Source organism: Streptomyces sp. NPDC017246 (assembly GCF_044331325.1).
Classification (GTDB): domain Bacteria; phylum Actinomycetota; class Actinomycetes; order Streptomycetales; family Streptomycetaceae; genus Streptomyces.
The window spans coordinates 163,938-187,070 of record NZ_JBIRMW010000010.1 but is presented as its reverse complement, the minus strand read 5'-3'; the positions used below and the strand labels follow the sequence as shown (position 1 = coordinate 187,070).

Sequence of the window (23,133 nt, the reverse complement as noted above, 5' to 3'; positions counted from 1 at the left end):
GGTCGTCGGAAGGAGTTCGGGTACGAGCCGACTTTAGTCGCCCTCCTGAACGGTCCCTTCCGCGCCTGCGGTATCTCCCTCAGTACTCGGCGTTCCGGCCCGCCTGCCCGAGCCGACTGTGACCGCGCCCGTACAGGAAGTACACGAAGATGCCGATCACCATCCACACGGCGAACCGGAACCAGGTCTCGAGAGGCAGGTTCAGCATCAGCCAGAACGAGGCGGCGATGGAGAGGATCGGCAGCACCGGCACCCAGGGGGTGCGGAAGGCGCGCGGCAGGTCGGGGCGGGAGCGGCGGAGCACCATGACGCCGACGGCCACGACGACGAAGGCGAAGAGTGTGCCGATGTTCACCAGGGTCGCGAGTTCGTTGATGCTGGTGAAGCCGGCGACGATGGCGATGATCACACCGAGCAGGATCGTCGGGCGGTACGGGGTCTTGAACCGCGGGTGCGTGACGGAGAAGAAGCGCGGCAGCAGGCCGTCACGGCTCATCGCGAAGAACACTCGGGTCTGGCCGAGGAGCAGGATCAGACAGACCGTGGTGAGGCCGACGGCGGCGCCGAAGCTGATCACGCCCGCGTAGAAGGGATGCCCGGCGGCCTTGAAGGCGTCGGCGAGCGGGGCGCTCACGGACAGCTCCGTGTAGTGCTGCATACCGGTGACGACCAGGGCGACGGCCACGTAGAGCACGGTGCAGATCAGGAGCGAGCCGAGGATACCGCGGGGCATGTCCCGCTGCGGCAGTTTGGTCTCCTCGGCGGCGGTGGCCACCACGTCGAAGCCGATGAAGGCGAAGAAGACGACCGACGCGGCGGTGAAGATGCCCATGACGCCGAAGTTGGTCGGCTCGTACCCGAAGATCAGCTGGACGAGCGGGGAGTCCCAGTTGGAACCGCCGCCCTCGGGGGTGACGGCCGGCGGGATGAAGGGCTTGTAGTTGTCGCCGACGATGAAGAACAGGCCGGCGACGATCACGATCATCACGACCGTGACCTTGATCGCGACGACGATCGCGGTGATCCGGGCGGAGAGCTTCATGCCCAGGACGAGGACGACGGTCAGCACCAGGACGAGGAGGAACGCCAGGATGTCGAAGGTGCCGCCGGACACGTCCGGTCCTTCGAGAGCCGCGGGTAGATGCCAGCCGATGTTGTCCATGAGCGAGCGGACGTAGCCGGACCAGCCGACGGCGACCACCGCCGTGCCCAGGGCGAACTCCAGGACGAGGTCCCAGCCGATGATCCAGGCGGGCAGCTCGCCGATCGAGGCGTACGCGAAGGTGTACGCCGATCCGGCCACCGGCACCGTCGAGGCGAACTCGGCGTAGCAGAGGGCGGCCAGCGCACAGACGATGCCGGCCGCGACGAAGGCGAGGGCCGTGGCCGGGCCCGCGTTCTCCTTGGCGACCTTGCCCGTCAGAACGAAGATGCCGGTGCCGATGATGACGCCGACACCGAACACCATCAGATCCCAGGCGGACAGGGATTTCCGGAGCGCGTGCTCCGGTTCCTCCGTGTCGCGGATCGACTGCTCGACCGATTTGGTCCGGAAGACTCCGGAATTGGCGCGTGGCTGCTGGTCCGTACTCACCGTCGTACCTCCCTGCCATGGGGCTGCCCGCCCTGTGGTCAGAATGCACGCGAAAGGGCCGGTCGGCACTCCGAAGAGTGAGCCGACCGGCCCAAAGGTGACGCCTGGTGACGGTGATCGTCAGTCGCGGGCGGGCTCCACGGCCTGCGCGCTGTTCTCGAAGCGACCGTCGAGACGGGACACCAGACCGGTGACCTGACGGGCGATGTCCGGGGCGGTCAGACCGATCTCGGCCAGGACCTCGCCGCGGGAGGCGTGGTCGAGGAAGCGCGGCGGGATGCCGAAGTCGCGCAGCGGCACGTCCACGCCCGCGTCGCGGAGCGCCTGGGCGACGGCCGAGCCGACGCCGCCGACGCGGCTGTTGTCCTCGACGGTGACGACGACCCGGTGGCCCTCGGCCAGCGGGGCGAGGGCCTCGTCGACGGGCTTGACCCAACGGGGGTCGACGACCGTGGTGGTGATGCCGTGCCGGTCGAGCAGGTCGGCGATCTCCAGGCACATGGGAGCCAGGGCGCCCACGGAGACCAGGAGGACGTCGGGCCGGTCCGAGCCGGGCTCACGGAGCACGTCCATGCCGCCGACGCGGCGCAGGGCCGGGACGGCCGGGCCGACCGCGCCCTTGGAGAAGCGGACCACGGTCGGGGCGTCGGTCACCTCGACGGCCTCGCGCAGCTGGGCGCGGACCTGGTCGGCGTCGCGCGGGGCGGCGAGCCGCAGGCCGGGCACGACCTGGAGGATCGACATGTCCCACATGCCGTTGTGGGAGGCGCCGTCGGTGCCGGTGACTCCGGCCCGGTCCAGGACGAAGGTGACACCGCACTTGTGCAGGGCCACGTCCATCAGGACCTGGTCGAAGGCACGGTTGAGGAAGGTCGCGTAGACCGCGAAGACCGGGTGGAGTCCGCCGGTGGCGAGGCCGGCCGCGGAGACCGCGGCGTGCTGCTCGGCGATGCCGACGTCGAAGACCCGCTCGGGGAAGGCCTTGGCGAACTTGTCGAGGCCGACGGGCTGGAGCATGGCCGCGGTGATGGCGACGATGTCCGCGCGCTCCTTGCCGAGCTTCACCATCTCCTCGCCGAAGACCGAGGTCCAGTCGGCGCCGGAGGAGGCGATGGGGAGACCGGTGTCGGGGTGGATCTTGCCGACGGCGTGGAAGCGGTCGGCCTCGTCCTGGAGGGCCGGCTGGTAGCCGCGTCCCTTCTCCGTGAGGCAGTGGACGATCACGGGGCCGCCGAAGCGCTTGGCGCGCGTCAGGGCGGATTCCAGGGCCTCGATGTCGTGGCCGTCGATGGGGCCGACGTACTTGAGGCCGAGGTCCTCGAACATGCCCTGCGGGGCGATGAAGTCCTTGAGGCCCTTCTTGGCGCCGTGCAGGGTCTCGTAGAGCGGCTTCCCGACGACGGGGGTGCGCTCCAGGATGTCCTTGCCGCGGGCCAGGAAGCGCTCGTAGCCGTCGGTGGTGCGCAGGGTCGCCAGGTGGTTGGCGAGGCCGCCGATGGTGGGCGCGTAGGAGCGCTCGTTGTCGTTGACGACGATGACGAGCGGGCGGTCCTTGGCGGCGGCGATGTTGTTCAGCGCCTCCCAGGCCATGCCTCCGGTGAGCGCACCGTCGCCGATGACGGCGACGACGTGGTCGTCCTTGCGCAGGACCTCGTTCGCCTTGGCGAGGCCGTCGGCCCAGCCGAGGACCGTCGAGGCGTGCGAGTTCTCGATGACGTCGTGCTCGGACTCGGCCTGTGAGGGGTAGCCGGAGAGGCCGCCCTTCATCTTGAGCTTCGAGAAGTCCTGGCGGCCGGTGAGCAGCTTGTGGACGTAGCTCTGGTGGCCGGTGTCCCAGAGGACCTTGTCCTTCGGGGAGTCGAACACGCGGTGCAGGGCGATGGTCAGCTCGACCACGCCGAGGTTGGGCCCGAGGTGCCCGCCGGTCTTGGAGACGGCGTCCACGAGGAACGTCCTGATCTCGTCGGCCAGCTGATCCAGCTGTTCCGGGGAGAGCCGGTCCAGATCTCGCGGTCCCCTGATACGGGTCAGCAGAGCCACCCGTGCCTCCTTGCGTTTGAGCTGGTCGAGCTTGCCGATTTGTCGAGTCTAATGTTCCGTCTTGGATCGTGGGCATCGGGCCGGGGGGTGAGGCGTCACCCTCATGGCCTACATGCCGCTGATCTGTACGGCTCTGTACAGGGCGGGGCACTGCTCCGGACGCAGCAGTGCCCGGCGCCGGTTTCACGGCGCCGGGCGGTGTGGCGAGCGTTACGCGCGCGCGTGACCCGGGTGCTGCGTGCGGGACGGGGAGGCTAGGCGCGCCCTGCCGTCTTCTGCGTCTTGCGGGAGACCGAGTCGATGATCACGGCGATGAGCAGGACCGCTCCGGTGATCATGTACTGGATCGCGTTCGAGGACAGGTTCATCTGGTTGAGGCCCTGGACGATCGACTGGATGACCAGGATGCCCAGGAGCGCCGACCAGACCTTGCCGCGTCCGCCGAACAGGGACGTACCGCCGATGACCGCGGCCGCGATGCACATCATCAGCTGGTTGCCGCCGCCGAGGGAGCGGTCGGCGCCGCCGGTCGCGGAGGCGAGGAAGAGACCGCCGATCGCGCCCATCGTGCCGGAGATCATGAACACCGAGATCCGGATCCACGAGACGTTGATACCGGCGCGGCGGGCGGCCTCGATGCCACCGCCGACGGCGAAGACCTGACGGCCGTACGTGGTGCGGCGGAGCACGAAGTCGGTGACGAGCAGGATCACCAGGAAGATCACCAGGGAGAGCGGCAGGCCCTGCTCCTGGTTGAAGCCGTAGGCGGCGACGAGGACCAGGACCGCGAGGACGGCCGTGCGCAGCACGATCTCGCTCTGCGGGCGGTGCGGCAGCTCGGCGGCCTTGCGGCGGCGGGCGTCGCGCAGCTGGGCGAGGTAGAAGGCGGCGACGACGGCCACGGCGAGGCCGTAGGCGGCGACGACATCGGTGAAGTAGTACTTCGTGAGGTCGCCGACGAAGCTGCCGATCGGGGTGGGGATGGTGGACTTGTCCCCCATCACCCAGGTCTGGAGACCGGCCCAGCCGAGGAAGCCCGCGAGGGTGACGACGAAGGCGGGCACGCCGATCTTGGCGAAGACCAGACCGTGGAAGGCGCCGAGGAGGGTGCCGGAGAGGATGCCGAGGAGGATCGCGAGGCCGTCCGGCATGTCGGTGCCGAGGACGCCCCAGACCGAGCCGGCCAGACCCGCCACGGAGCCGACGGCGAGGTCGATCTCGCCGAGCAGCAGCACGAAGACGATGCCGACGGCCATGATGCCGGGGCCGACCGCGTACAGCGTGATCTGGTCGAGGTTGTACGAGGTGATGAAGTTGCCGGTGAGGGCCTGGAAGACGATGCCGATGACGATGAGGCCGACCACGACGGGCAGCGAGCCGATCTCACCGGAGCGGATCTTGCGCTTGAACTCCTCGACGTAACCCTTGAAGCCCTGCTCGCGGATGAGGAGGCGGGGGTCGACGGCGGGGATCGCGGCGGCGGCGGGGGCCTCGGTCACCGGGAGCTGCTCGTCCGCGGTGCGCGGCTCGGGCACGGCGGCCTCGTCGCTCGCGGTCGGAGGGGTGTTGCTCACTTCGCTACCTCCGCGTTGCGCGCCTGGCGACGGGTCACGGCGTTGTCCGTGGCACCGGTGATCGCGGCGATGATCTCTTCGTGCGTGGTGGTGGCCACCGGGAAGGTGCCGTTGTTGCGGCCCAGGCGCAGCACCGCCACGGTGTCGGCGACGGCCTTCACATCGGCCATGTTGTGGCTGATGAGGATGACGCCGAGGCCCTGCTCGCGCAGCCGCTCGACCAGGTCGAGGACCTGGGCGGTCTGCTCGACGCCGAGGGCGGCGGTCGGCTCGTCCAGGATCACGATCTTGGGGTTGCCGACCAGGGCGCGCGCGATGGCGACGACCTGCCGCTGACCGCCGGAGAGGGCGGCGACGGGGATGCGGACGCTGGGGATGCGGATGGAGAGCGTGGAGAGCAGGTCCTTGGCCCGCTTCTCCATGGCGACCTCGTCGAGGACGCCGCCCTTCTTGATCTCGCGGCCGAGGAACAGGTTGGCCACGACGTCGAGGTTGTCGCAGAGCGCGAGGTCCTGGTAGACGGTCGCGACACCGAGGTTCTGGGAGTCGTGCGGGCGCTGGATCTCGACCGGCTCGCCCTCCCACTCGATGACGCCCTCGTCGATCGGGTGCACACCGGCGATCGTCTTGACCAGCGTGGACTTTCCCGCTCCGTTGTCGCCGACGAGCGCGACGACCTCTCCTGCGTGGACTTCGAGATCGACACCGGAGAGGACCTGAACCGCTCCGAATCGCTTGAAGATCCCGCGCAACGCCAACACGGGCGTCTGGGACACGTGAACCAACTCCTTCGCCGCGCGCGGGCGGCGGCATGACGCGCCGCCGGTGCAGCGCCAAAGTTCGAGGGGGGGGCTGAGCTCGTCCGGCCCCCGGGCCGACAGCGGGGTCTGGGTCGGCCGGGGGCCGGACGGGCAGGGGGGTGACGGATCGGGTCGTCGTGCGCCGGGCGGCCGTACGGGGGGTGTTCACCCTGTGGCGGGGTGTTCACGCTCCGGAGGGGCGTTCACCCTCTGTACGGGGGGGCGGGACGGCGGGATCCGTGTCGCCGGGCCTCGGAAGGCCCGGCGGGCTCGGCTCAGGGGGTTACTTGACGCCCAGAGCCGTGCACTTGGCGGCCAGGTCCGAGGTGCACAGGTCGGCGGCCTTGTAGATGCCGTCCTGGATCACCGTGGTCTGGATGTTGGTCTTGTCGACCACGACCGGCGGGAAGAGCGTCGACGGCACGCCGTCGGTCTCGCCCTGGGCGCCGAGCTCCTTGCCCTGGAGCAGGCTCACCGCGAACTTGGCCGCCTCGGGGGCCAGCTGGAGCGGCGACTTGTAGATCGTGAAGGTCTGCGTACCGGCGATGATCCGCTGGATGCCCGCGACCTCGGCGTCCTGACCGCCGACCGGGATGTTCTTGATGCCGGCGTTCTCCAGGGAGGTGACGATGCCACCCGCCATGCCGTCGTTCGCCGAGTAGACGGCGCCGATCTTGTCCTTGCCGACCGAGGAGATCGCGGCGGACATCTTCTCGCCGGCGACCTTCGGGTCCCACTCGCCGGAGGCCTCGTAGGCGATCTTGCCGACCTTGCCGTCGAGCGCGGTGTGGGCGCCCTTCTTGAACAGCGCGGCGTTCGGGTCCTTCTCGTCGCCGTTGATCATCACGACGTTGGCGGAGGCGGCCTTGCCGCCGAGGGCGGCGAGGAGGGCCTGGCCCTGGAGCTCGCCGACCTTGTTGTTGTCGTGGCTGACGTAGGCGTCGGCACCCTTGATGGCGCGGTCGTACGCGACGACCTTGACGCCCTTGGCCTTGGCGTCCTTGACCCAGCCTTCGGCCTTGGTCGCGTCGACCGGGTCGAGGGCGATGACCTTGATGCCGTCGGCGATCAGCTGGTCGAACTGCTGCTTCTGCTTGACGACGTCGGAGACCGCGTTGTTGTACACGACCTCACAGTCGCCGCACGCGGCCTTGACGGCCTTCTCGAACTGGGGCTTGTCGAGGGCCTCGTAGCGCGAGGTCTTGTTCTCGGGAAGGAGCAGACCGATCTTGGTCGAGCTGCCCTTGTCTTCCTTGTCGCCGCCGCCCGCCTGGCCGCAAGCGGCGAGCGAGAGGGCCATCGAGACCGCGGCCGTTGCTATGACGGCACGACGCGTCACTGCGTTCATGTGGGTTGCCTCCCTGACGAGGCCGCGACGTTGCGGCCGAGGTGGCACGAAGTCAACTCGGCCGCAACGTTGCCGTCAAGAAGTAAATTCTTAACGAGATGACAACGGTGGTGTTCGTTATCTAAGTGAAGGCAAGACGGGAGGCCGGCGCGGCCGTCGGCAGCGCACTCTCCAACAGGGTCGAATCGCCCATTTCGCTCAGGACGAGGGCGAGCGCGCCGAGCACTTCGGCGCGGCCGCCCAGGGCCCCCTGGGCCAGCGAGAGCTGCCGGGCGGCACTGGGGATCGCGTACCGCGACACGGAGTCCCTGATGGGCGCCAGAACCAGCTCCCCGGCCTCCGCCAGGTCGCCGCCGAGCACCACCCGGCTCGGATTCAGAAGATTGCAGAGGTTGGCGATACCACTGCCGATGTGACGCCCGACGTCGGCGATCACCCGGCGGCAGCCGGGGTCGCCCTCCCGGGCCAGCTGGACGACCCGCTCCATGGTCAGATCGGGCCCGTGGCTGGGCTGGAGCAGCGGCAGCACGTACCGGGCGGCGGTGAAGGTCTCCAGGCAGCCCCGGTTGCCGCAGCGGCAGACCGGGCCCGACTCGTCGAGCGTGATGTGCCCGATCTCCCCCGCCGTGCCGCCGGGACCCCGGTAGACCCGGCCGTCGATGACGAGGCCGGCGCCGACACCGCTGGCCACCTTGATGTACGCCAGATCCTTGACGCCCCGCCCACTGCCCCAGACCAGTTCGCCGAGCGCGCCCAGATTGGCGTCGTTGTCGACGTGCACGGGGACGCCGAGACGGCCGGAGAGCTCCTCGGCGGGGTTGATCCCGCTCCAGCCCGGCAGGATCGAGGTCGAGCCGAGGGTCCCGGAGGAGACGTCGATCGGGCCGGGTACGCCGAGCCCGACGCCGATCACCTTGTCGGGACCGATCCCGGTGGCCAGGATCAGCCGTTTGACCAGCTGTTCCGCCCGGTCGAAGCCCTCGGCGGCGGAGGCGTCCACATCCAGCGGCTCGGCCTCCTCGGCGAGCACCTGATGGGCGAGGTTGCCGACGGCGACCCGGAGATGGGTGTGGCCGAAGTCGACGCCGATCACGATCCCCGCGTCGCCGGAGAGCGAGACGCTGCGGGCCCGGCGGCCTCCCGCGGAGGTGGGTGTGACGTCGACGGTGCCGCCGTCCTTCAACTCCCGGACGATGTTGGAGACCGTGGCGGCGGACAGGCCCGTCGCCCGGGCGATCTCCGCCTGGGTCAACGAGCCGGCCATCCGCACCGCCCGGACGACCCGTTCGAGATTGGCCCTGTGCAGAGACGTCTGCGACCCCGGAGTCTCCATCGACTCACTCACTCCCACCGTTTTCTCCAACATGTGAACTCTAAGGGGACGCTTTCGGCTTGCTCCCCGTCAAGACCTTGAGATGCGGAGGGTCTGTGTCACACCGTGGCCGGGGCCGCTCTCCCCCGGCGTCGCGCAGCGGGAAGGGCCCCCGGCGCGCGGTGCGCCGGGGGCCCTTCGGGGGTCGGGAGGAGGGGCCGGAGAGGCCCCGGGATCACTTCACGGCGCCGGCGGTCAGACCGGCCACCACCTGCCGCTGGAAGATGATGTACGCGGCGAGCACCGGGAGCATCGCCATCACCAGACCGGCGAAGAGACCGGACCAGTCGCCCTTGTAGCCCTGGCTGACGGCGAGCTGGACGAGCCCCTGCGAGAGCACCTTCTTCTCCGGCTCGGTGTTGAGCACCGTCGGCAGCAGGTACTGGTTCCACTGACCGAGGAAGTTGAAGATACCGACGCTGATGAGGCCCGGCTTGGCCATCGGCAGCATCACCTGGAAGAAGGTCCGGGTGTGCGAGGCGCCGTCGACGAAGGCCGCTTCCGCGACCGAGCTCGGCAGCGTGCGGAAGAAGGCGGTGAGGAAGAAGACGGTGAACGGCAGCGAGTACGCGATGTAGACCAGGATCAGGCCGTGCAGGGTGTTGAGCAGGGCCATGTTCTGCATCACGTAGAACAGCGGCACGAGCGCCAGGATGATCGGGAAGCTCATCCCTCCGATGAAGAGGAAGTAGATGAAGCGGTTGCCCGGGAAGTCGAAGCGGGCCAGGACGTAGGCCGCCATCGAGCCGAGGAGCAGCGTGCCGAACAGCGAGCCGCCGACCACCAGGATCGTGTTCAGGAAGTAGTCGCTCATGTGCGCCTCTGTCCAGGCGCGCGACCAGTTCTCGAAGTGCAGCTTGTCGGGCAGCGCCCACGGCGAGGTGAAGATCGCCTTGTCGGTCTTGAACGAGGTCATGACCGCCCAGAGCAGCGGCATGACGACCATGATCGCCCAGATGATCAGAACGCCGTGCGAGAAGACGTTGAGGGTCGCGCCCTCGCTCTTGGACCGCTTGCGGGGCGGGGTCACCGTCGCCTTGGTGACCACGGGCCCCGAGCCGCCCGGGGAGCCGGGGCTCTCGACGCCGGTGGGGGCAGTGTCGGTCGTCTTCATCAGAACTCCAGCCGCTCGCGCCGGCCCAGCTTCATCACGACGGCCGCGAAGGCCAGCGTGACGAGGAGGAGCGCGACACCGATGGTCGTTGCGTAGGCGGCCTGACCGTCCCGGAACGCCTTCTGGTACACGTACAGCGGAAGGACGATGGTCGAGTAGTCGGGCCCGCCGCCGCTGGGGCCGACGGTCATGATCTGGACGACGGCGAAGGATTCCGCGCCGAGCGCCAGGATGCCCATGTAGATCCAGCCCGACTGCACGGTGTCCCAGAGCAGCGGCAGCGTGATCTTGAAGAACGTGGTGAAGCGGTTCGCGCCGTCCAGCAGGGCCGCCTCGTAGAAGTCCCGCGGAATGGACGCCATGCCGGCCGAGAAGAGGACGACGAAGAATCCGACGGTGGACCAGACGAGGACGATCATCACGCAGATGAGGGCGAGGTCCGGATCGCCGAGCCAGTCGGGCTGGACACTGCCGAGACCGACGCCCTTCAAAACGGAATTGATCGCTCCGCTATTCGGGTTGTACGCGAACTGGAAGAGCAGCGCCACGATCGCGATCGACAGCACCTGCGGGAAGAAATAGACAATCTTGTAGAAAGACGATCCACGCACACCCGCGATGGCCGCGCCCCTACGGCGCCGACCGCCGACATTGAGCATGAAGGCGAAGAACAGCGCGAGTCCGACGGTCACCAGCGGCAGCACCACCGCGAAGGTCAGACTGTGCTGGAACGACTTCCAGAAGACCTCGTCGTCCAGCATTCTGCTGTAGTTGTCGAATCCGACCATCCCGAATTCGGGACTCAGCCCGGTCCAGTCCGTGAACGAGTAGTAGATGGACTGGATGAACGGCCAGACGACGAAGAGCGCGTAGAGCGCGAGGGGGGCCGCCAGGAACCCCACGATGAAACGGTACTTGCCGTGTTGCATTCCTACCGACCCCGATCTTCCCGCGGAGGCGCGCCGCTGGTGCCACGCGCTAAGGGGCCGGGGCCCGCTCCCGGTCGGCGGGAAGGGGCCCCGGCACTGCTCACTGGTGCTTGTAGTGCTTGATCGAGGAGTCCTTGGCCGCCTCGTCGGCGTACTTCTGGATCTTCTTGATCGTCTCGGCCGGGGTCGCGCGGCCTGCCATCAGCTCACCGATGCCGGCGACACCGATCTTCTCCTTCTGGAGGGCGACGTACCAGTCCTGGAGGCGCGGGTTGACGACGTTCTGGCCGGCCTTCTCCAGCGCCGCGACGCCGGACTTGAGGCCCGGGGAGAGCTCGATGCCGTCGGTGCCGCCGTTGAGGGCCGTCAGGGACTTCACCGACTGGGTGAAGTTCTTGGAGGAGGCCTCGCTGAGCATGATGCGCAGCTGCTCCATGCCGCCCTCGGGGTTCGCCGCCTTCGCCGGGACGATGAAGGGCTCGCCGCCGGCCGCCCAGATGGTGCCGAACGGCATCTTGTCCGAGGCGTCGATGCCGGTCGGACCGGAGACGGCCAGACCGAAGTCGGCCGGCATGGTCTTCGCGGCCTCGTTCTCGACCCAGGAGCCGTTCGGGATGAACAGCGCCTTGCCCTCGGTCCAGGCGGTCTGCGACTGGATGTGGTCGAGGCCGGGGGTGCCCTTGAGGATGTATCCCTTCCGGACGAGCTCGTAGTACGCCTCGAAACAGGCCTTGACCGCGGGGTGCTCCCAGGCCTTCGGCTCCAGGTTGTCGATGGCGTCCAGGACCTCGCGGCCGCCGACCTTGCCGATCATCGGGTAGAGCGAGAAGGGGACGTAGTACGGGTGCTTGCCCGCGTACGTCCAGGCGGCGATGCCCTTCTTCTTCGCCTTCTCGCAGACGTCGATCATCTCGTCCCAGGTCTCCGGGTACTTCGCGTCGAGCGAGTCCAGGAGCTTCTGCGAGTACCAGACGCCGTAGACCGTGTAGGCGTAGTTCAGGATCCAGCAGGGCTGGCCGTCGAACTGACCCATCTCGACGATGCCGGGCCGCAGGGTGTCACGGACCTTCTTGGCGGGGTCGTCGACGGACGGCGCGTCCAGGAGCGGGGTGAGGTCCGCGAGCTGCTTCTGACCGACGAGGACACCCATGTCCATCTGCTCGGCGCCGGAGTTGTCGATGAGGTCCGGCGGGTTGCCGCCGTTGAAGCGCGGCTGCAGCGTGGTGGTGATCTTCTGGGTCGGAGTGAACTTGACCTTCGCCTTCGGGTAATTGGTCTCGTAGATCTTGACCGCGTCCTTGGCGTACTCCTGTCCGAATCCACCGTCGAAGAGGACGAAATCGAGCGGTGCCGACTCGTTCACCGCGAGCGGGTTCTTTTCGGACTTCGTGCCCTTCTCGACCTTTCCGTTGCCACCGCTGTCACTGCTCGCACAGGCGGAGAGGAAGCCCATCGTCGGTACGGAGATCAGACCGATAGCGGCAGAACGCTTGATCAGATCGCGACGGCCAAGGCCCTCATTGGTGTGTGCGGAGGTGGATCCCATGCTCAAGTCCTCGCCTTCATTCAGGACTCAGGCGGTGTACCGGTCGCCCGTACTCTCGCCACAGGCGAAGGGCCCCGCCACCGCGGTCATTTGCAGCCGGGTCGTGCAGGCGTCGGGCCGTCGCGTGATGAAAACGACTGGCTGGACGCCGACAGGTATAGTCCACTTCCCTTCGCCTGAGCAAGATCGAAAGCAGGTTTCAACGGCCATCTTTCCCGAGTTGAGACCTCCGGGATAAGCGGGCGCGATCTGCGGCGTTTCGTCCAACCATTCGTCCGCCAATGCCCTTGACACTGCCTCAGACCTACCCGTACTGGGGGGACGTGGCGGGGGCGTCGGCGGCGCCGGCCGGATGTGTGCACACAAAGGGGACATATGACCGGGATCGAAACAGTTGTGTCACAGACCCACCTCCCGGTGAAGGTCTTGTAAGGACGATCCGGGATCATAGAGGTCCCGCCGTGTACGGCCGTCGCGTACGGCCGGAGGCGGGAACCTGCCTTTTTTCCTCTCTGATCTGGAGTACTACGTGGCCAACTCTTCTGGCCTGAACCGCACGGGCGTCCTGTCCCGTATCACCGTGGCCGCGATCACGGCGGCTCTCGTGGGCACCACCACGGCCGCGGTCGCGGCGGAGACGCCGGAGGCGTCCGCCAAGGCCGTCAGCACCACCCAGGCGGCGCCTCGCGCCACCACCTTCGGCGCGACCGCGGCTGCCGCGGTCACCCCGGTCAACGCCCTGTACGGCGTCAACAGCGCCGGTGACATCTACGGCTACGGCCTCACCGGCAACGGCGGCCTCACGGCCTCCGAGAAGACGGGCTACGGCTTCCAGTACAAGAAGTTCGTCACCCAGGCGGACGTCGACAGCGACGGCGAGTCGAACGGCGTCTGGTTCGTCGAGAACAACCGCCTGTACTACGGCCCCTGGAGCCAGGACCGGCGTGACCTCGGCGGTGGCTGGGGCATCTACAACCGTGTCTTCTCCCCCTCGAACGCGGGCGGCGCTGGCGCGGACGACCTGCTCGCCCGGGACAACTACGGCGTGCTGTGGCTGTACCTCGGCTACAACAACGGCGGCATCGCGCCGCGCGTCAGGGTCGGCGGCGGCTGGGGCGCCTACACCCAGATCACCGGCAAGGGCGACCTGACGGGTGACGGCAAGGCCGACATCGTCGCGCGCGACGGTTCGGGCGTGCTGTGGCTGTACAAGGGCACCGGCAACTACAAGGCGCCCTACTCCGCCCGTACGCGTATCGGCGGCGGCTGGAACACGTTCAACAACCTGCTGTCCACCGGCGACATGAACTACGACGGCATCGCGGACCTGGTGGCCCGTGACAGCGCGGGCGCCCTGTGGCTGTACAAGGGCACGGGCAACGCGTCCTCGCCGTTCCACGCCAAGGTCAAGATCGGCACCAACGGCTGGAACGGCTTCCGTCTGATGTTCTGATCCTCGGATCGGAACATGTGACGAACGAAAGGGCCCCGCTCCTCTTCCGAGGAGCGGGGCCCTTTGCGTACGACCCGATCAGATCATCGGCCGAAGCTGCGTTCAGCCACGGATCAGGTTGCGCAGCACGTACTGCATGATGCCACCGTTGCGGTAGTAGTCCGCCTCGCCGGGGGTGTCGATGCGGACGACCGCGTCGAAGTCGACACCGGTGTCGGTGGTGACCTTCACCGTGCGCGGGGTCGTGCCGTTGTTGAGCTCCTCGACGCCGGTGAAGGAGAAGGTCTCCTCGCCGGTCAGGCCCAGGGTCTCGGCCGACTGGCCCTCCGGGAACTGGAGGGGCAGGACGCCCATGCCGATGAGGTTCGAGCGGTGGATGCGCTCGTACGACTCGGCGATGACGGCCTTGACGCCGAGCAGCGCGGTGCCCTTGGCGGCCCAGTCGCGGGACGAGCCGGAGCCGTACTCCTTGCCCGCCAGGATCGCGAGCGGGGTGCCCTGCTCGATGTAGTTGCGGGAGGCGTCGTAGATGAACGCCACCGGCGCGTCGGCCTGGGTGAAGTCGCGGGTGAAGCCGCCCTCGGTGCCCGGCGCGATCTGGTTGCGCAGGCGGATGTTGGCGAACGTGCCGCGGATCATGACCTCGTGGTTGCCACGGCGCGATCCGTAGGAGTTGAAGTCACGACGCTCCACACCGTGCTCGGTGAGGTACTTGCCGGCCGGGGTGTCGGCCTTGATGGCGCCGGCCGGGGAGATGTGGTCGGTGGTGACCGAGTCGCCCAGCTTGGCCAGGACGCGGGCGCCGACGATGTCGGTGACCGGGGTGGTCTCCATCGTCATGCCCTCGAAGTACGGGGGCTTGCGGACGTAGGTGGACTCGGTGTCCCACTCGAAGGTGTTGCCGGTCGGGATCGGCAGCGCCTGCCACTGGGCATCGCCCGCGAAGACGTCCTGGTAGGACTTGTTGAACATGTCCTCGCCGATGGCGTTGGCGACGACGTCGTTGACCTCGGCCTCCGTCGGCCAGATGTCGGCCAGGTAGACGGGCTTGCCGTCCTGGTCGACGCCGAGGGCGTCCTTGGTGATGTCCACCTTCATGGAACCCGCGAGGGCGTACGCGACGACCAGCGGCGGGGAGGCCAGGTAGTTCATCTTGACGTCGGGGTTGATGCGGCCCTCGAAGTTGCGGTTGCCCGAGAGCACCGAGGTGACCGCCAGGTCGTGCTCGTTGACGGCCTTGGAGACCTCCTCCGGCAGCGGGCCGGAGTTGCCGATGCAGGTGGTGCAGCCGTAGCCGACGAGGTTGAAGCCGACCTTGTCGAGGTACGGGGTGAGACCCGCCTTGTCGAAGTAGTCGGTGACGACCTTCGAGCCCGGGGCGAGGGTGGTCTTGACCCACGGCTTGCGGGTCAGGCCCTTCTCCACGGCCTTCTTCGCGACGAGCGCGGCGGCGACCATGACGTACGGGTTCGACGTGTTGGTGCAGGAGGTGATCGCGGCGACGGTGACGGCGCCGTGGTCGATCTCGTACGTCGTGCCGTCGGGGGCGGTCACCTGGACCGGCTTCGACGGGGCGCCGTTCGGGTGGTTCGCCGGGGCGTCGGAGGCCGGGAAGGACTCCTTGCCCGCCTCGTCGGCCTCGTCGACGTAGTTGCGGACGTCCTGGGCGAACTGCACGGCGGCGTTCGCGAGGACGATGCGGTCCTGCGGGCGCTTCGGGCCGGCGATGGAGGGGACGACCGTGGAGAGGTCGAGCTCCAGCTTCTCGGAGAAGTCGGGCTCGGCGGCCGGGTCGAGCCAGAGGCCCTGTTCCTTGGCGTACGCCTCGACGAGGGCGACCTGCTGGGCGTCGCGGCCGGTGAGGCGCAGGTACTTCAGCGTCTCGTCGTCGATCGGGAAGATCGCGGCGGTGGAGCCGAACTCCGGCGACATGTTGCCGATGGTGGCGCGGTTCGCGAGGGAGGTCGCGGCGACGCCCTCGCCGTAGAACTCGACGAACTTGCCGACGACGCCGTGCTTGCGCAGCATCTCGGTGATCGTGAGGACCAGGTCGGTGGCGGTGGTGCCGGCCGGGAGCTCGCCGGTCAGCTTGAAGCCGACGACGCGCGGGATGAGCATGGAGACCGGCTGGCCGAGCATCGCGGCCTCGGCCTCGATGCCGCCGACGCCCCAGCCCAGCACGCCGAGGCCGTTGACCATGGTGGTGTGCGAGTCGGTGCCGACGAGGGTGTCGGGGTACGCCTGGCCGTTGCGGACCATGACCGTACGGGCCAGGTGCTCGATGTTCACCTGGTGGACGATGCCGGTGCCCGGGGGGACGACCTTGAAGTCGTCGAAGGCGGTCTGGCCCCAGCGCAGGAACTGGTAGCGCTCCTTGTTGCGGCCGTACTCCAGCTCGACGTTCTGGCCGAAGGCGTCCTTCGTGCCGAACTTGTCGGCGATGACGGAGTGGTCGATGACCAGCTCGGCCGGGGAGAGCGGGTTGACCTTCGCCGGGTCGCCGCCGAGCTCCTTCACGGCCTCACGCATGGTGGCGAGGTCCACCACACACGGGACGCCGGTGAAGTCCTGCATGATCACGCGGGCCGGCGTGAACTGGATCTCCTGGCTCGGCTGGGCCTGCGAGTCCCAGCCGCCGAGGGCCCGGATGTGGTCGGCGGTGATGTTCGCGCCGTCCTCGGTACGGAGGAGGTTCTCCAGGAGGACCTTCAGGCTGTAAGGGAGGCGCGCGGAGCCCTCGACCTTGTCCAGCTTGAAGATCTCGTACGACTCGTCGCCCACGTGCAGCGTGCTGCGGGCGTCGAAGCTGTTCGCCGACACGACAGTCTCCTTCATCAATGTGCGCGTATTACCGCCATGCTGCCGCCACGACTCCACGCCGATCCGTTAAGGTAAGGCTTAGTTAGGTAACCCTTACCGGGTGGGCGGCCACGGTGCGCCGTAAGCAGTTATCTCGATGTCGAGATAACTCTAGTGCATCCCCGCCGCCGGGTCATGCCCGGCTGCCCGTGACCGCCTCCGTGGCGTCGCGGCCGCCGCGGCTCAGGCGAACATCTCGCCGAGCAGCTCCGGACCGATGGCGATCGGGGCCGGGCGGTAGGCGGGGGGCGTCGCGCCCATCAGCTCGCGCACCAGGAAGTCCCAGCAGCGGGTGCGGACGAAGGACAGACAGTCGAGGAACGTGTGCTCGGCGCCGGGCACGACGAGCAGCTCGAAGTCCTTGCCGGCCGCGAGGAGCCGTTCGGCCAGCCGCAGGGTGTGCTGCGGGTGGACCTGGTCGTCCATCTCTCCGTGGACGAGCAGCAGCCTGCCCGCGAGCCGGTCCGCGAGGCCCACGTTGGAGGTACGGGCCCAGGCCTCGGGATCGTCCGCCCCGTCGTACGTCTCCACGAAGCCCGGGTTGAAGCAGCCGGCGTCGTGCGAGCCGGAGAGCGCGACCCCGGTCCGGTACGTCCCGGGGAAGTCGAGCATCGCCCGCGCCGCGGCGAAACCGCCCCCGGAGTGGCCGAACACGCCCACTCGGTCCAGGTCCATCCACGGCCGGTCCTGAGCCAGCTGCCCCAGCGCCGCGACATGGTCGGCCAGCGAGCCCGCGTCGGCCAGACGGCCGTAGGAGGCGTCGTGGAAGGACTTGCTCCGCCCCGGGGTGCCCCGCCCGTCCAGCGCCACCACCACGAAGCCCAGTGCCGCGAGCGGCTCCGCGTCCATGCCCATGCCGCCGGGGTCGAAGCACGGGGCGACCCGGTTGACCTGCGGTCCCGGGTAGAGGTTGTCCACCACCGGGTAGCGTTCGGCCGGGTCGAAGCCCCGCGGCCGGTACAGCACCCCGTAGAGGTCCGTCACGCCGTCGGCCGCCTTGACGCGGAACCGCTCGGGCGCCGTCCAGCCCGTAGCGGTGAGCTTCCCGATGTCGGCACGCTCCAACTCGACGAGCACCCGTCCGGTCCAGTCGCGGACGCGGGTCACCGGCGGGGTGTCGACGGTGGAGGCGGAGTCGAGGAAGTACTCCTGCCCGTCCGGGTACTCCCGGCCGTCCGCCACGGTGACGACATGGTCCAGCGCGTCGTCCGTGATCCTGGCGAAGCCGGAGCCGTCCAGACCGACCCGGCACACCGAGCGCCGGTAGGGGTCCTCGTCGACCAGACCGGAGGCCGTGAAGTAGACCACCCGCTCGGCCTCGTCGACGCGCAGGATCTGCCGGACCGCCCACGGACCGGAGGTGACCTGTCCGAGCAGCGCGCCGGTGCGCAGGTCGTACCGGTACAGATGGCCCCAGTCGTCCCGCTGGGAGTACCACAGCACCTCGTCGGCGAGGACCCGCACGATCGGGGGCTCCGTCATGAACTGGTTGGGCTCCACGCGGGTGTCCCCGGTCTCCGTGAGCACCTCGGTGACCTCGCCGGTGGACGGGTCGAGGCGGTACAGGGTGAGCGTGCGCAGGTCGCGGGGCCGACCGAGGTAGTACACCGCCGAGCCGTCCGGCGCCCACCAGGCCCACCGGGCCGCTATCGGCGAGAACACCGGCATGAGCAGCGGTTCGGCCTGCGCGCGGACCACCGTGCCCCCGGTGACGTCGAGGACGACCAGCTCGGCCAGCGGAATGTTCTCGTCCCCGGTGTGGGCGTACCGCTGGGAGTGCAGGCGGGGCGCGCCGCCGTCGGCGGGCGCTGCCTCCACGAGGTGGGCCTGGCGTACGGCCCGCTCGTCGGTCCGGTGCGTGAGGACCTTCGTCGAGTCGGGCGACCAGGCCACCGAGGGAGGAAGGTGAGGCAGGCCGATCTTGCGCAGCAGGGTGCCGTTGCCCGTGGAGGCCGGACCGGAGCCGTAACCGTGGTCGGGTGCGCCGTCGGTGGTCAGCGCCCACTCGCGGCCGTCGGACAGCGAGCGCGCCCACAGGTCGTGCCCTCGCAGGGACACCGCGACCTTCTTGTCGGGCGAGGGGACTTCCAGCGGGTTGCCCGGCGGCGTGAACTCGGCCCGCTCGCAGCTGTAGTCGTCCAGACGGCAGCGCCAGTACTCGGCGAACGCGACGAACTCCACGGCGTTCCCGGCCGTTTCGACGGCCGTGAACGGCAGGGCCTCGGGGTCGACCGGCTGCCCGGAGGCGGCGGCGAGCGCGGCGGCCAGCCGGGGGTGGTCGAAGGCCGGCTCGCGGGTACCCGCCGCCGGGTCGACCTGTACGAACCGCCTGCCGGCCCCGGTGCTCACCGCGTACCGGAAGCGGGCGCCGCCGTCGGTCCACTGCGGCCTGACCTTGTCGCCGACGACGAGCTCGCCGGGGCGGGCGGGTCGGCGGAGGAGCTGCTCTGCGGCCTGGTAGTCCTGAGTGGTGCTCATTCTTTCGACCTTCCTCGGTGATGCTGGCGGGGGGGGTGACGGTGGTGGTGCCGCGGAGGGGCGCCGCGGTTCAGAGACTGCGGGCGGTGATGTCGCCGTAGGCGGTGGTGGCGTGGATGGTGAGGGCGGTGGCGGGGCCTTCGGTGTTGTTGAGGGTGTTGTGGATGCGGCCGTAGGTGGTGCCGGCGTCGAGGGAGGCGGAGACGCCGCGGGCGGCGTCGACGGTGATGGAGCCGGCCTCGGTGCGCAGGGTGAGGGTGCCGCGGGTGGCCTCGGTGACGCGCAGGTCGCCCTTCTGGGTGCTGATCCGTGCGGTGCCGGACAGGCGGCCGACGGTGATGTCGCCGTCGAGGAGGGTCAGACGGGCGTCGGTGGTCTCGTCGAGCTTGACGGTGCCCTGCGCGCCGTCGAAGGTGACCTCGCCCAGGCGTCCGACGCCGCGGAGTTCTCCGGTGGCCGTCGTGGCCTCGACGCGGGAGCCGGCGGGCAGCTGGACGGTCACCTCGACCGCTCCGGAGTCGCCCAGGATCCGGTTCTTGGCGGGCGGGGCCGCGATCCGCAGGACGCCGTCGGCGTAGTCGACCGTGATCCGCTCCGCGGCCTTCACATCGCCGCTCTTCGCGGCGTTGGCGGGCAGGACCTCGACCGTGACGTCGGACCGGTCGGCGGCGATGAGCCGCAGGTGGCCGGCGGGGATGTCCAGGACGGCGGCGACCGGGGCGGCGGTGGCGAACTTCCGCATCGTTCTTCTCCTTCGTCAGCGGGCGGGCCCCTTGTCGGCCCGCCCCTTTTCCGATGAACGAAAAGCTACGTTGCATTCACAGAACCCACAACATACACGTTGCACGCGAGAGCCATAATCACAGGTCAGAGCAGGGAAATCGTTGCGGTGAGCCTGGCACCTAACGCAACAACCCTCACTCGGATCGTTGCAATGAAATGAAGGCGAACGCTATGATGAGCCCTCACGGACCACGAAGGAGAGCCGATGCCCGGAGGCAGACTCACCCAGCCCGAACGTCAGCAGATCGCGCTGGGGCTGGCCGACGGCCTCGCCTACGCCGAGATCGCCAGGCGCCTGGAGCGCCCGACCTCGACGATCACCCGCGAGGTGATGCGCAACGGCGGCCCCACCGGATACCGCGCCGACCTCGCCCACCGCGCCACCGAACGTCGCGCCCACCGCAGCAGGCAGACCGCACCCCGGGGGACACAGACACCCCCGCAGGCCCACGGGCGCGACGCCGAGGCCGTGCGCGAGTACGAGGAGGTCTTCACCACCGTCCTCATCCAGTCGGGCATGCCCAAGATGATGGCCCGGGTGATGGCCTGCATCTGCCTCACGGACTCGGGCAGCCTCACCGCGGCCGAACTCGTCCAGCGCCTCCAGGTCAGCCCGGCATCCGTCTCCAAGGCGATCGCGTTCCTGGAGAGCCAGGACCTGATCCGCCGGGAACGCGACGAGAACCGCCGCGACCGCTACGTCGTCGACGCCGACGTCTGGTACCAGTCGATGATGGCCAGCGCCCGCGCCACCGCCCACATAGTGGAGATCACACGGCAGGGCGTCGGCGTCCTGGGCTCCGACACCCCGGCCGGCAACCGCCTCGAGAACATCGCCCGCTTCCTCGACTTCGTCGCCGAGAGCACCGCCCGCGCCGCCGCGCAGGCCCGCGAGATCCTCCACACGAAGCCGGAGTCGACCCCCGACAGCAGCGCCTGAGCCACGCCGCGACCCCGGTTCCGGCCGGCGGCGCCACCCGGACACCCACACGCCCCCGGCACCCGTACGGCCTTCCGCGGATTGCCGGGGGGCCGGGGGCGGCCGAGGATCGGGGCATGTTCAGTGGCGCGCATGTGATCCTCTACACGCGGGACGCGGAGGCCGACCGGGCCTTCCTCAAGGACGTCTTCGGCTTCGCGCACGTGGACGCCGGGGGTGGCTGGCTCATCTTCGAGCTGCCGCCGTCCGAGGTGGCCGTGCACCCCACGGAGGACGAGCCGAAGCACGAGCTCTATCTCATGTGCGAGGACCTCACCCGGACCCTGACCGAGATCGAGGACCGGGGCGCCGAGATCTCACGGGCCATCAGCGACCAGGGCTGGGGCCTGCTCGCCGCGGTGCGGCTGCCGAGCGGAACCGAACTCCCCCTGTACGAACCGCGCCACCCGACCGCGCACGGCCTGTCACCCTGATGGCCCACCCCGACGACAGGGGTCATCTCATATTTGAGATAACGTGACGCCATGGCAGACGACTACCTCGTACGCATCGGCAAGCTCATCCGTGACGCCCGTCAGCACCGTGGCTGGACACAGACGCAGCTCGCCGAAGCACTGGCCACGAGCCAGAGCGCCGTCAACCGGATCGAGCGCGGCAACCAGAACATCAGCCTTGAGATGATCGCCCGGATCGGCGAAGCCCTCGACAGCGAGATCGTGTCCCTGGGCTACGCGGGACCGATGCACCTCCGGGTCGTCGGCCGCCGCCGGCTCTCCGGCGCCATCGACGTCAAGACGAGCAAGAACGCCTGTGTCGCGCTGCTCTGCGCCTCCCTCCTCAACAAGGGCCGCACGGTGCTGCGCCGGGTCGCCCGCATCGAAGAGGTCTTCCGGCTCCTCGAAGTCCTCAACTCCATCGGAGTGCGCACCCGCTGGATCAACGGCGGCGTCGACCTGGAGATCGTGCCGCCCGCGGAACTGGACATGGAGTCCATCGACGCCGAGGCCGCGATCCGCACCCGCTCGATCATCATGTTCTTCGGCCCGCTGCTGCACCGCATGGACCGCTTCAAACTGCCGTACGCGGGGGGCTGCGACCTCGGTACGCGCACGATCGAACCGCACATGATCGCGCTGCGCCGCTTCGGCCTCGACATCACCGCGACCGAGGGCATCTACCACGCCCAGGTCGAGCGCTCCGTCTCCCCCGACCGCCCGATCGTGCTGACCGAACGCGGGGACACGGTCACCGAGAACGCCCTCCTCGCGGCCGCCCGCCACGACGGCGTGACCGTCATCCGCAACGCCTCCTCCAACTACATGGTCCAGGACCTCTGCTTCTTCCTGGAGGCCCTGGGCGTACGGGTGGACGGCATCGGCACCACCACCCTCACCGTGCACGGTGTGCCGCAGATCGACGTGGACGTCGACTACTCCCCCTCCGAGGACCCGGTCGAGGCGATGAGCCTCCTCGCCGCGGCGGTCGTCACGGAATCCGAACTGACCATCCGCCGGGTCCCGATCGAGTTCATGGAGATCGAGCTCGCCGTCCTGGAGGAGATGGGCCTCGACCACGACCGTTCGCCCGAGTACCCGGCGGACAACGGCCGGACGCGCCTGGTCGACCTGACGGTCCGCCCCTCCAAGCTGGAGGCGCCGATCGACAAGATCCACCCGATGCCGTTCCCGGGCCTGAACATCGACAACGTCCCCTTCTTCGCGGCGATCGCGGCGACGGCGCAGGGCAAGACGCTGATCCATGACTGGGTCTACGACAACCGCGCCATCTACCTCACGGACCTCAACCGCCTCGGCGGCCGCCTCCAACTCCTCGACCCCCACCGCGTCCTGGTCGAAGGCCCCACCCGCTGGCGCGCCGCCGAAATGATGTGCCCCCCGGCCCTGCGCCCGGCGGTGGTCGTCCTCCTGGCGATGATGGCGGCCGAGGGCACGTCGGTCCTCCGGAACGTGTACGTCATCAACCGCGGCTACGAGGACCTGGCGGAGCGCCTGAACTCGATCGGCGCGCAGATCGAGATCTTCCGGGACATCTGAGCGCTGAACAGGGAAGGCCCCGCCAGGTGCTGGCGGGGCCTTCCGCTTTGTCGACGCTCACGCGAGGGCCTCATGCCGGGGCAGCGGGAGCCCTGAGGAATCGGCCTCTCCCTAGAACCGAAGAGCCTGGCCTCCCCGCACCCTGAGCAGCACGACCGAAATTGCTCGACTGGGTACGGGCGAGTTTGCCTGGGGGGGGGGGGGGGGGGGGGGGGGGGGGGGGGGGGGGGGGGGGGGGGGGGGGGTACG

General features: G+C 68.9%; 16 protein-coding genes. 4 read left to right on the top strand and 12 right to left on the bottom strand.

The window, feature by feature from the left end; genetic code table 11:
- Positions 1-79: 79 nt before the first annotated feature.
- From ACH4MY_RS23695 to ngcE, 9 genes are all read right to left on the bottom strand, one after another.
- Positions 80-1,594 (bottom strand): amino acid permease, encoded by a 1,515-nt coding sequence (locus ACH4MY_RS23695; RefSeq protein ID WP_398005719.1) that lies wholly within the window; start codon positions 1,592-1,594, stop codon positions 80-82.
- A 120-nt stretch (positions 1,595-1,714) separates the two neighbouring features.
- Positions 1,715-3,634 carry a 1-deoxy-D-xylulose-5-phosphate synthase gene (gene dxs / locus ACH4MY_RS23690; protein ID WP_398005718.1) on the bottom strand — a complete coding sequence of 640 codons (1,920 nt, stop codon included), beginning with the start codon at positions 3,632-3,634 and terminating at the stop codon, positions 1,715-1,717.
- Positions 3,635-3,888: 254 nt separating this feature from the next.
- Complete coding sequence (locus ACH4MY_RS23685; RefSeq protein WP_398005717.1) at positions 3,889-5,208, bottom strand: sugar ABC transporter permease; 1,320 nt, start codon at positions 5,206-5,208, stop codon at positions 3,889-3,891.
- Positions 5,205-5,993: an ATP-binding cassette domain-containing protein gene (locus ACH4MY_RS23680; protein WP_398005716.1), complete on the bottom strand. Its 789-nt coding sequence runs from the start codon at positions 5,991-5,993 to the stop codon at positions 5,205-5,207. Before ACH4MY_RS23680 ends, ACH4MY_RS23685 begins: the two co-directional genes overlap by 4 nt.
- Before the next feature lie 298 nt (positions 5,994-6,291).
- Positions 6,292-7,356, bottom strand: coding sequence for a sugar ABC transporter substrate-binding protein (locus ACH4MY_RS23675; RefSeq protein WP_398005715.1), 1,065 nt, complete (start codon positions 7,354-7,356; stop codon positions 6,292-6,294).
- Between the two features lie 121 nt (positions 7,357-7,477).
- The gene (locus ACH4MY_RS23670) at positions 7,478-8,689 is read right to left on the bottom strand and encodes an ROK family transcriptional regulator (RefSeq protein WP_229313060.1); all 1,212 of its coding nucleotides are present in this window, start codon (positions 8,687-8,689) and stop codon (positions 7,478-7,480) included.
- 214 nt (positions 8,690-8,903) lie between these two features.
- Complete coding sequence (locus ACH4MY_RS23665; RefSeq protein ID WP_398005714.1) at positions 8,904-9,842, bottom strand: carbohydrate ABC transporter permease; 939 nt, start codon at positions 9,840-9,842, stop codon at positions 8,904-8,906.
- Complete coding sequence (locus ACH4MY_RS23660) at positions 9,842-10,771, bottom strand: carbohydrate ABC transporter permease (protein WP_189835825.1); 930 nt, start codon at positions 10,769-10,771, stop codon at positions 9,842-9,844. Before ACH4MY_RS23660 ends, ACH4MY_RS23665 begins: the two co-directional genes overlap by 1 nt.
- A gap of 100 nt (positions 10,772-10,871) precedes the next feature.
- Positions 10,872-12,317 carry an N-acetylglucosamine/diacetylchitobiose ABC transporter substrate-binding protein gene (ngcE, locus tag ACH4MY_RS23655; protein ID WP_398005713.1) on the bottom strand — a complete coding sequence of 482 codons (1,446 nt, stop codon included), beginning with the start codon at positions 12,315-12,317 and terminating at the stop codon, positions 10,872-10,874.
- A 529-nt stretch (positions 12,318-12,846) separates the two neighbouring features.
- Here ngcE and ACH4MY_RS23650 point away from each other — a divergent pair.
- Positions 12,847-13,770, top strand: coding sequence for an FG-GAP repeat domain-containing protein (locus ACH4MY_RS23650; protein WP_398005712.1), 924 nt, complete (start codon positions 12,847-12,849; stop codon positions 13,768-13,770).
- Positions 13,771-13,872: 102 nt separating this feature from the next.
- Here the strand turns inward: ACH4MY_RS23650 and acnA are convergent, their stop codons facing one another.
- The 3 genes from acnA to ACH4MY_RS23635 form a co-directional block, all read right to left on the bottom strand.
- On the bottom strand, positions 13,873-16,590 hold the full coding sequence (gene acnA, locus ACH4MY_RS23645; RefSeq protein WP_398005711.1) for an aconitate hydratase AcnA: 2,718 nt from the start codon (positions 16,588-16,590) through the stop codon (positions 13,873-13,875).
- Positions 16,591-16,812: 222 nt separating this feature from the next.
- A complete protein-coding gene (locus ACH4MY_RS23640) occupies positions 16,813-19,107 on the bottom strand; it encodes a DPP IV N-terminal domain-containing protein (protein ID WP_398005710.1) in 2,295 nt (764 codons plus the stop codon).
- 70 nt (positions 19,108-19,177) lie between these two features.
- On the bottom strand, positions 19,178-19,849 hold the full coding sequence (locus ACH4MY_RS23635) for a DUF4097 family beta strand repeat-containing protein (RefSeq protein WP_398005709.1): 672 nt from the start codon (positions 19,847-19,849) through the stop codon (positions 19,178-19,180).
- Between the two features lie 246 nt (positions 19,850-20,095).
- Between ACH4MY_RS23635 and ACH4MY_RS23630 the strand changes: the two genes are divergently transcribed.
- From ACH4MY_RS23630 to ACH4MY_RS23620, 3 genes are all read left to right on the top strand, one after another.
- A complete protein-coding gene (locus tag ACH4MY_RS23630; protein ID WP_398005708.1) occupies positions 20,096-20,830 on the top strand; it encodes a helix-turn-helix domain-containing protein in 735 nt (244 codons plus the stop codon).
- A gap of 116 nt (positions 20,831-20,946) precedes the next feature.
- Positions 20,947-21,303: a VOC family protein gene (locus ACH4MY_RS23625; protein WP_398005707.1), complete on the top strand. Its 357-nt coding sequence runs from the start codon at positions 20,947-20,949 to the stop codon at positions 21,301-21,303.
- Positions 21,304-21,354: 51 nt separating this feature from the next.
- Positions 21,355-22,884, top strand: coding sequence for a helix-turn-helix domain-containing protein (locus ACH4MY_RS23620; RefSeq protein ID WP_398005706.1), 1,530 nt, complete (start codon positions 21,355-21,357; stop codon positions 22,882-22,884).
- The last annotated feature ends 249 nt before the right edge of the window (positions 22,885-23,133 follow it).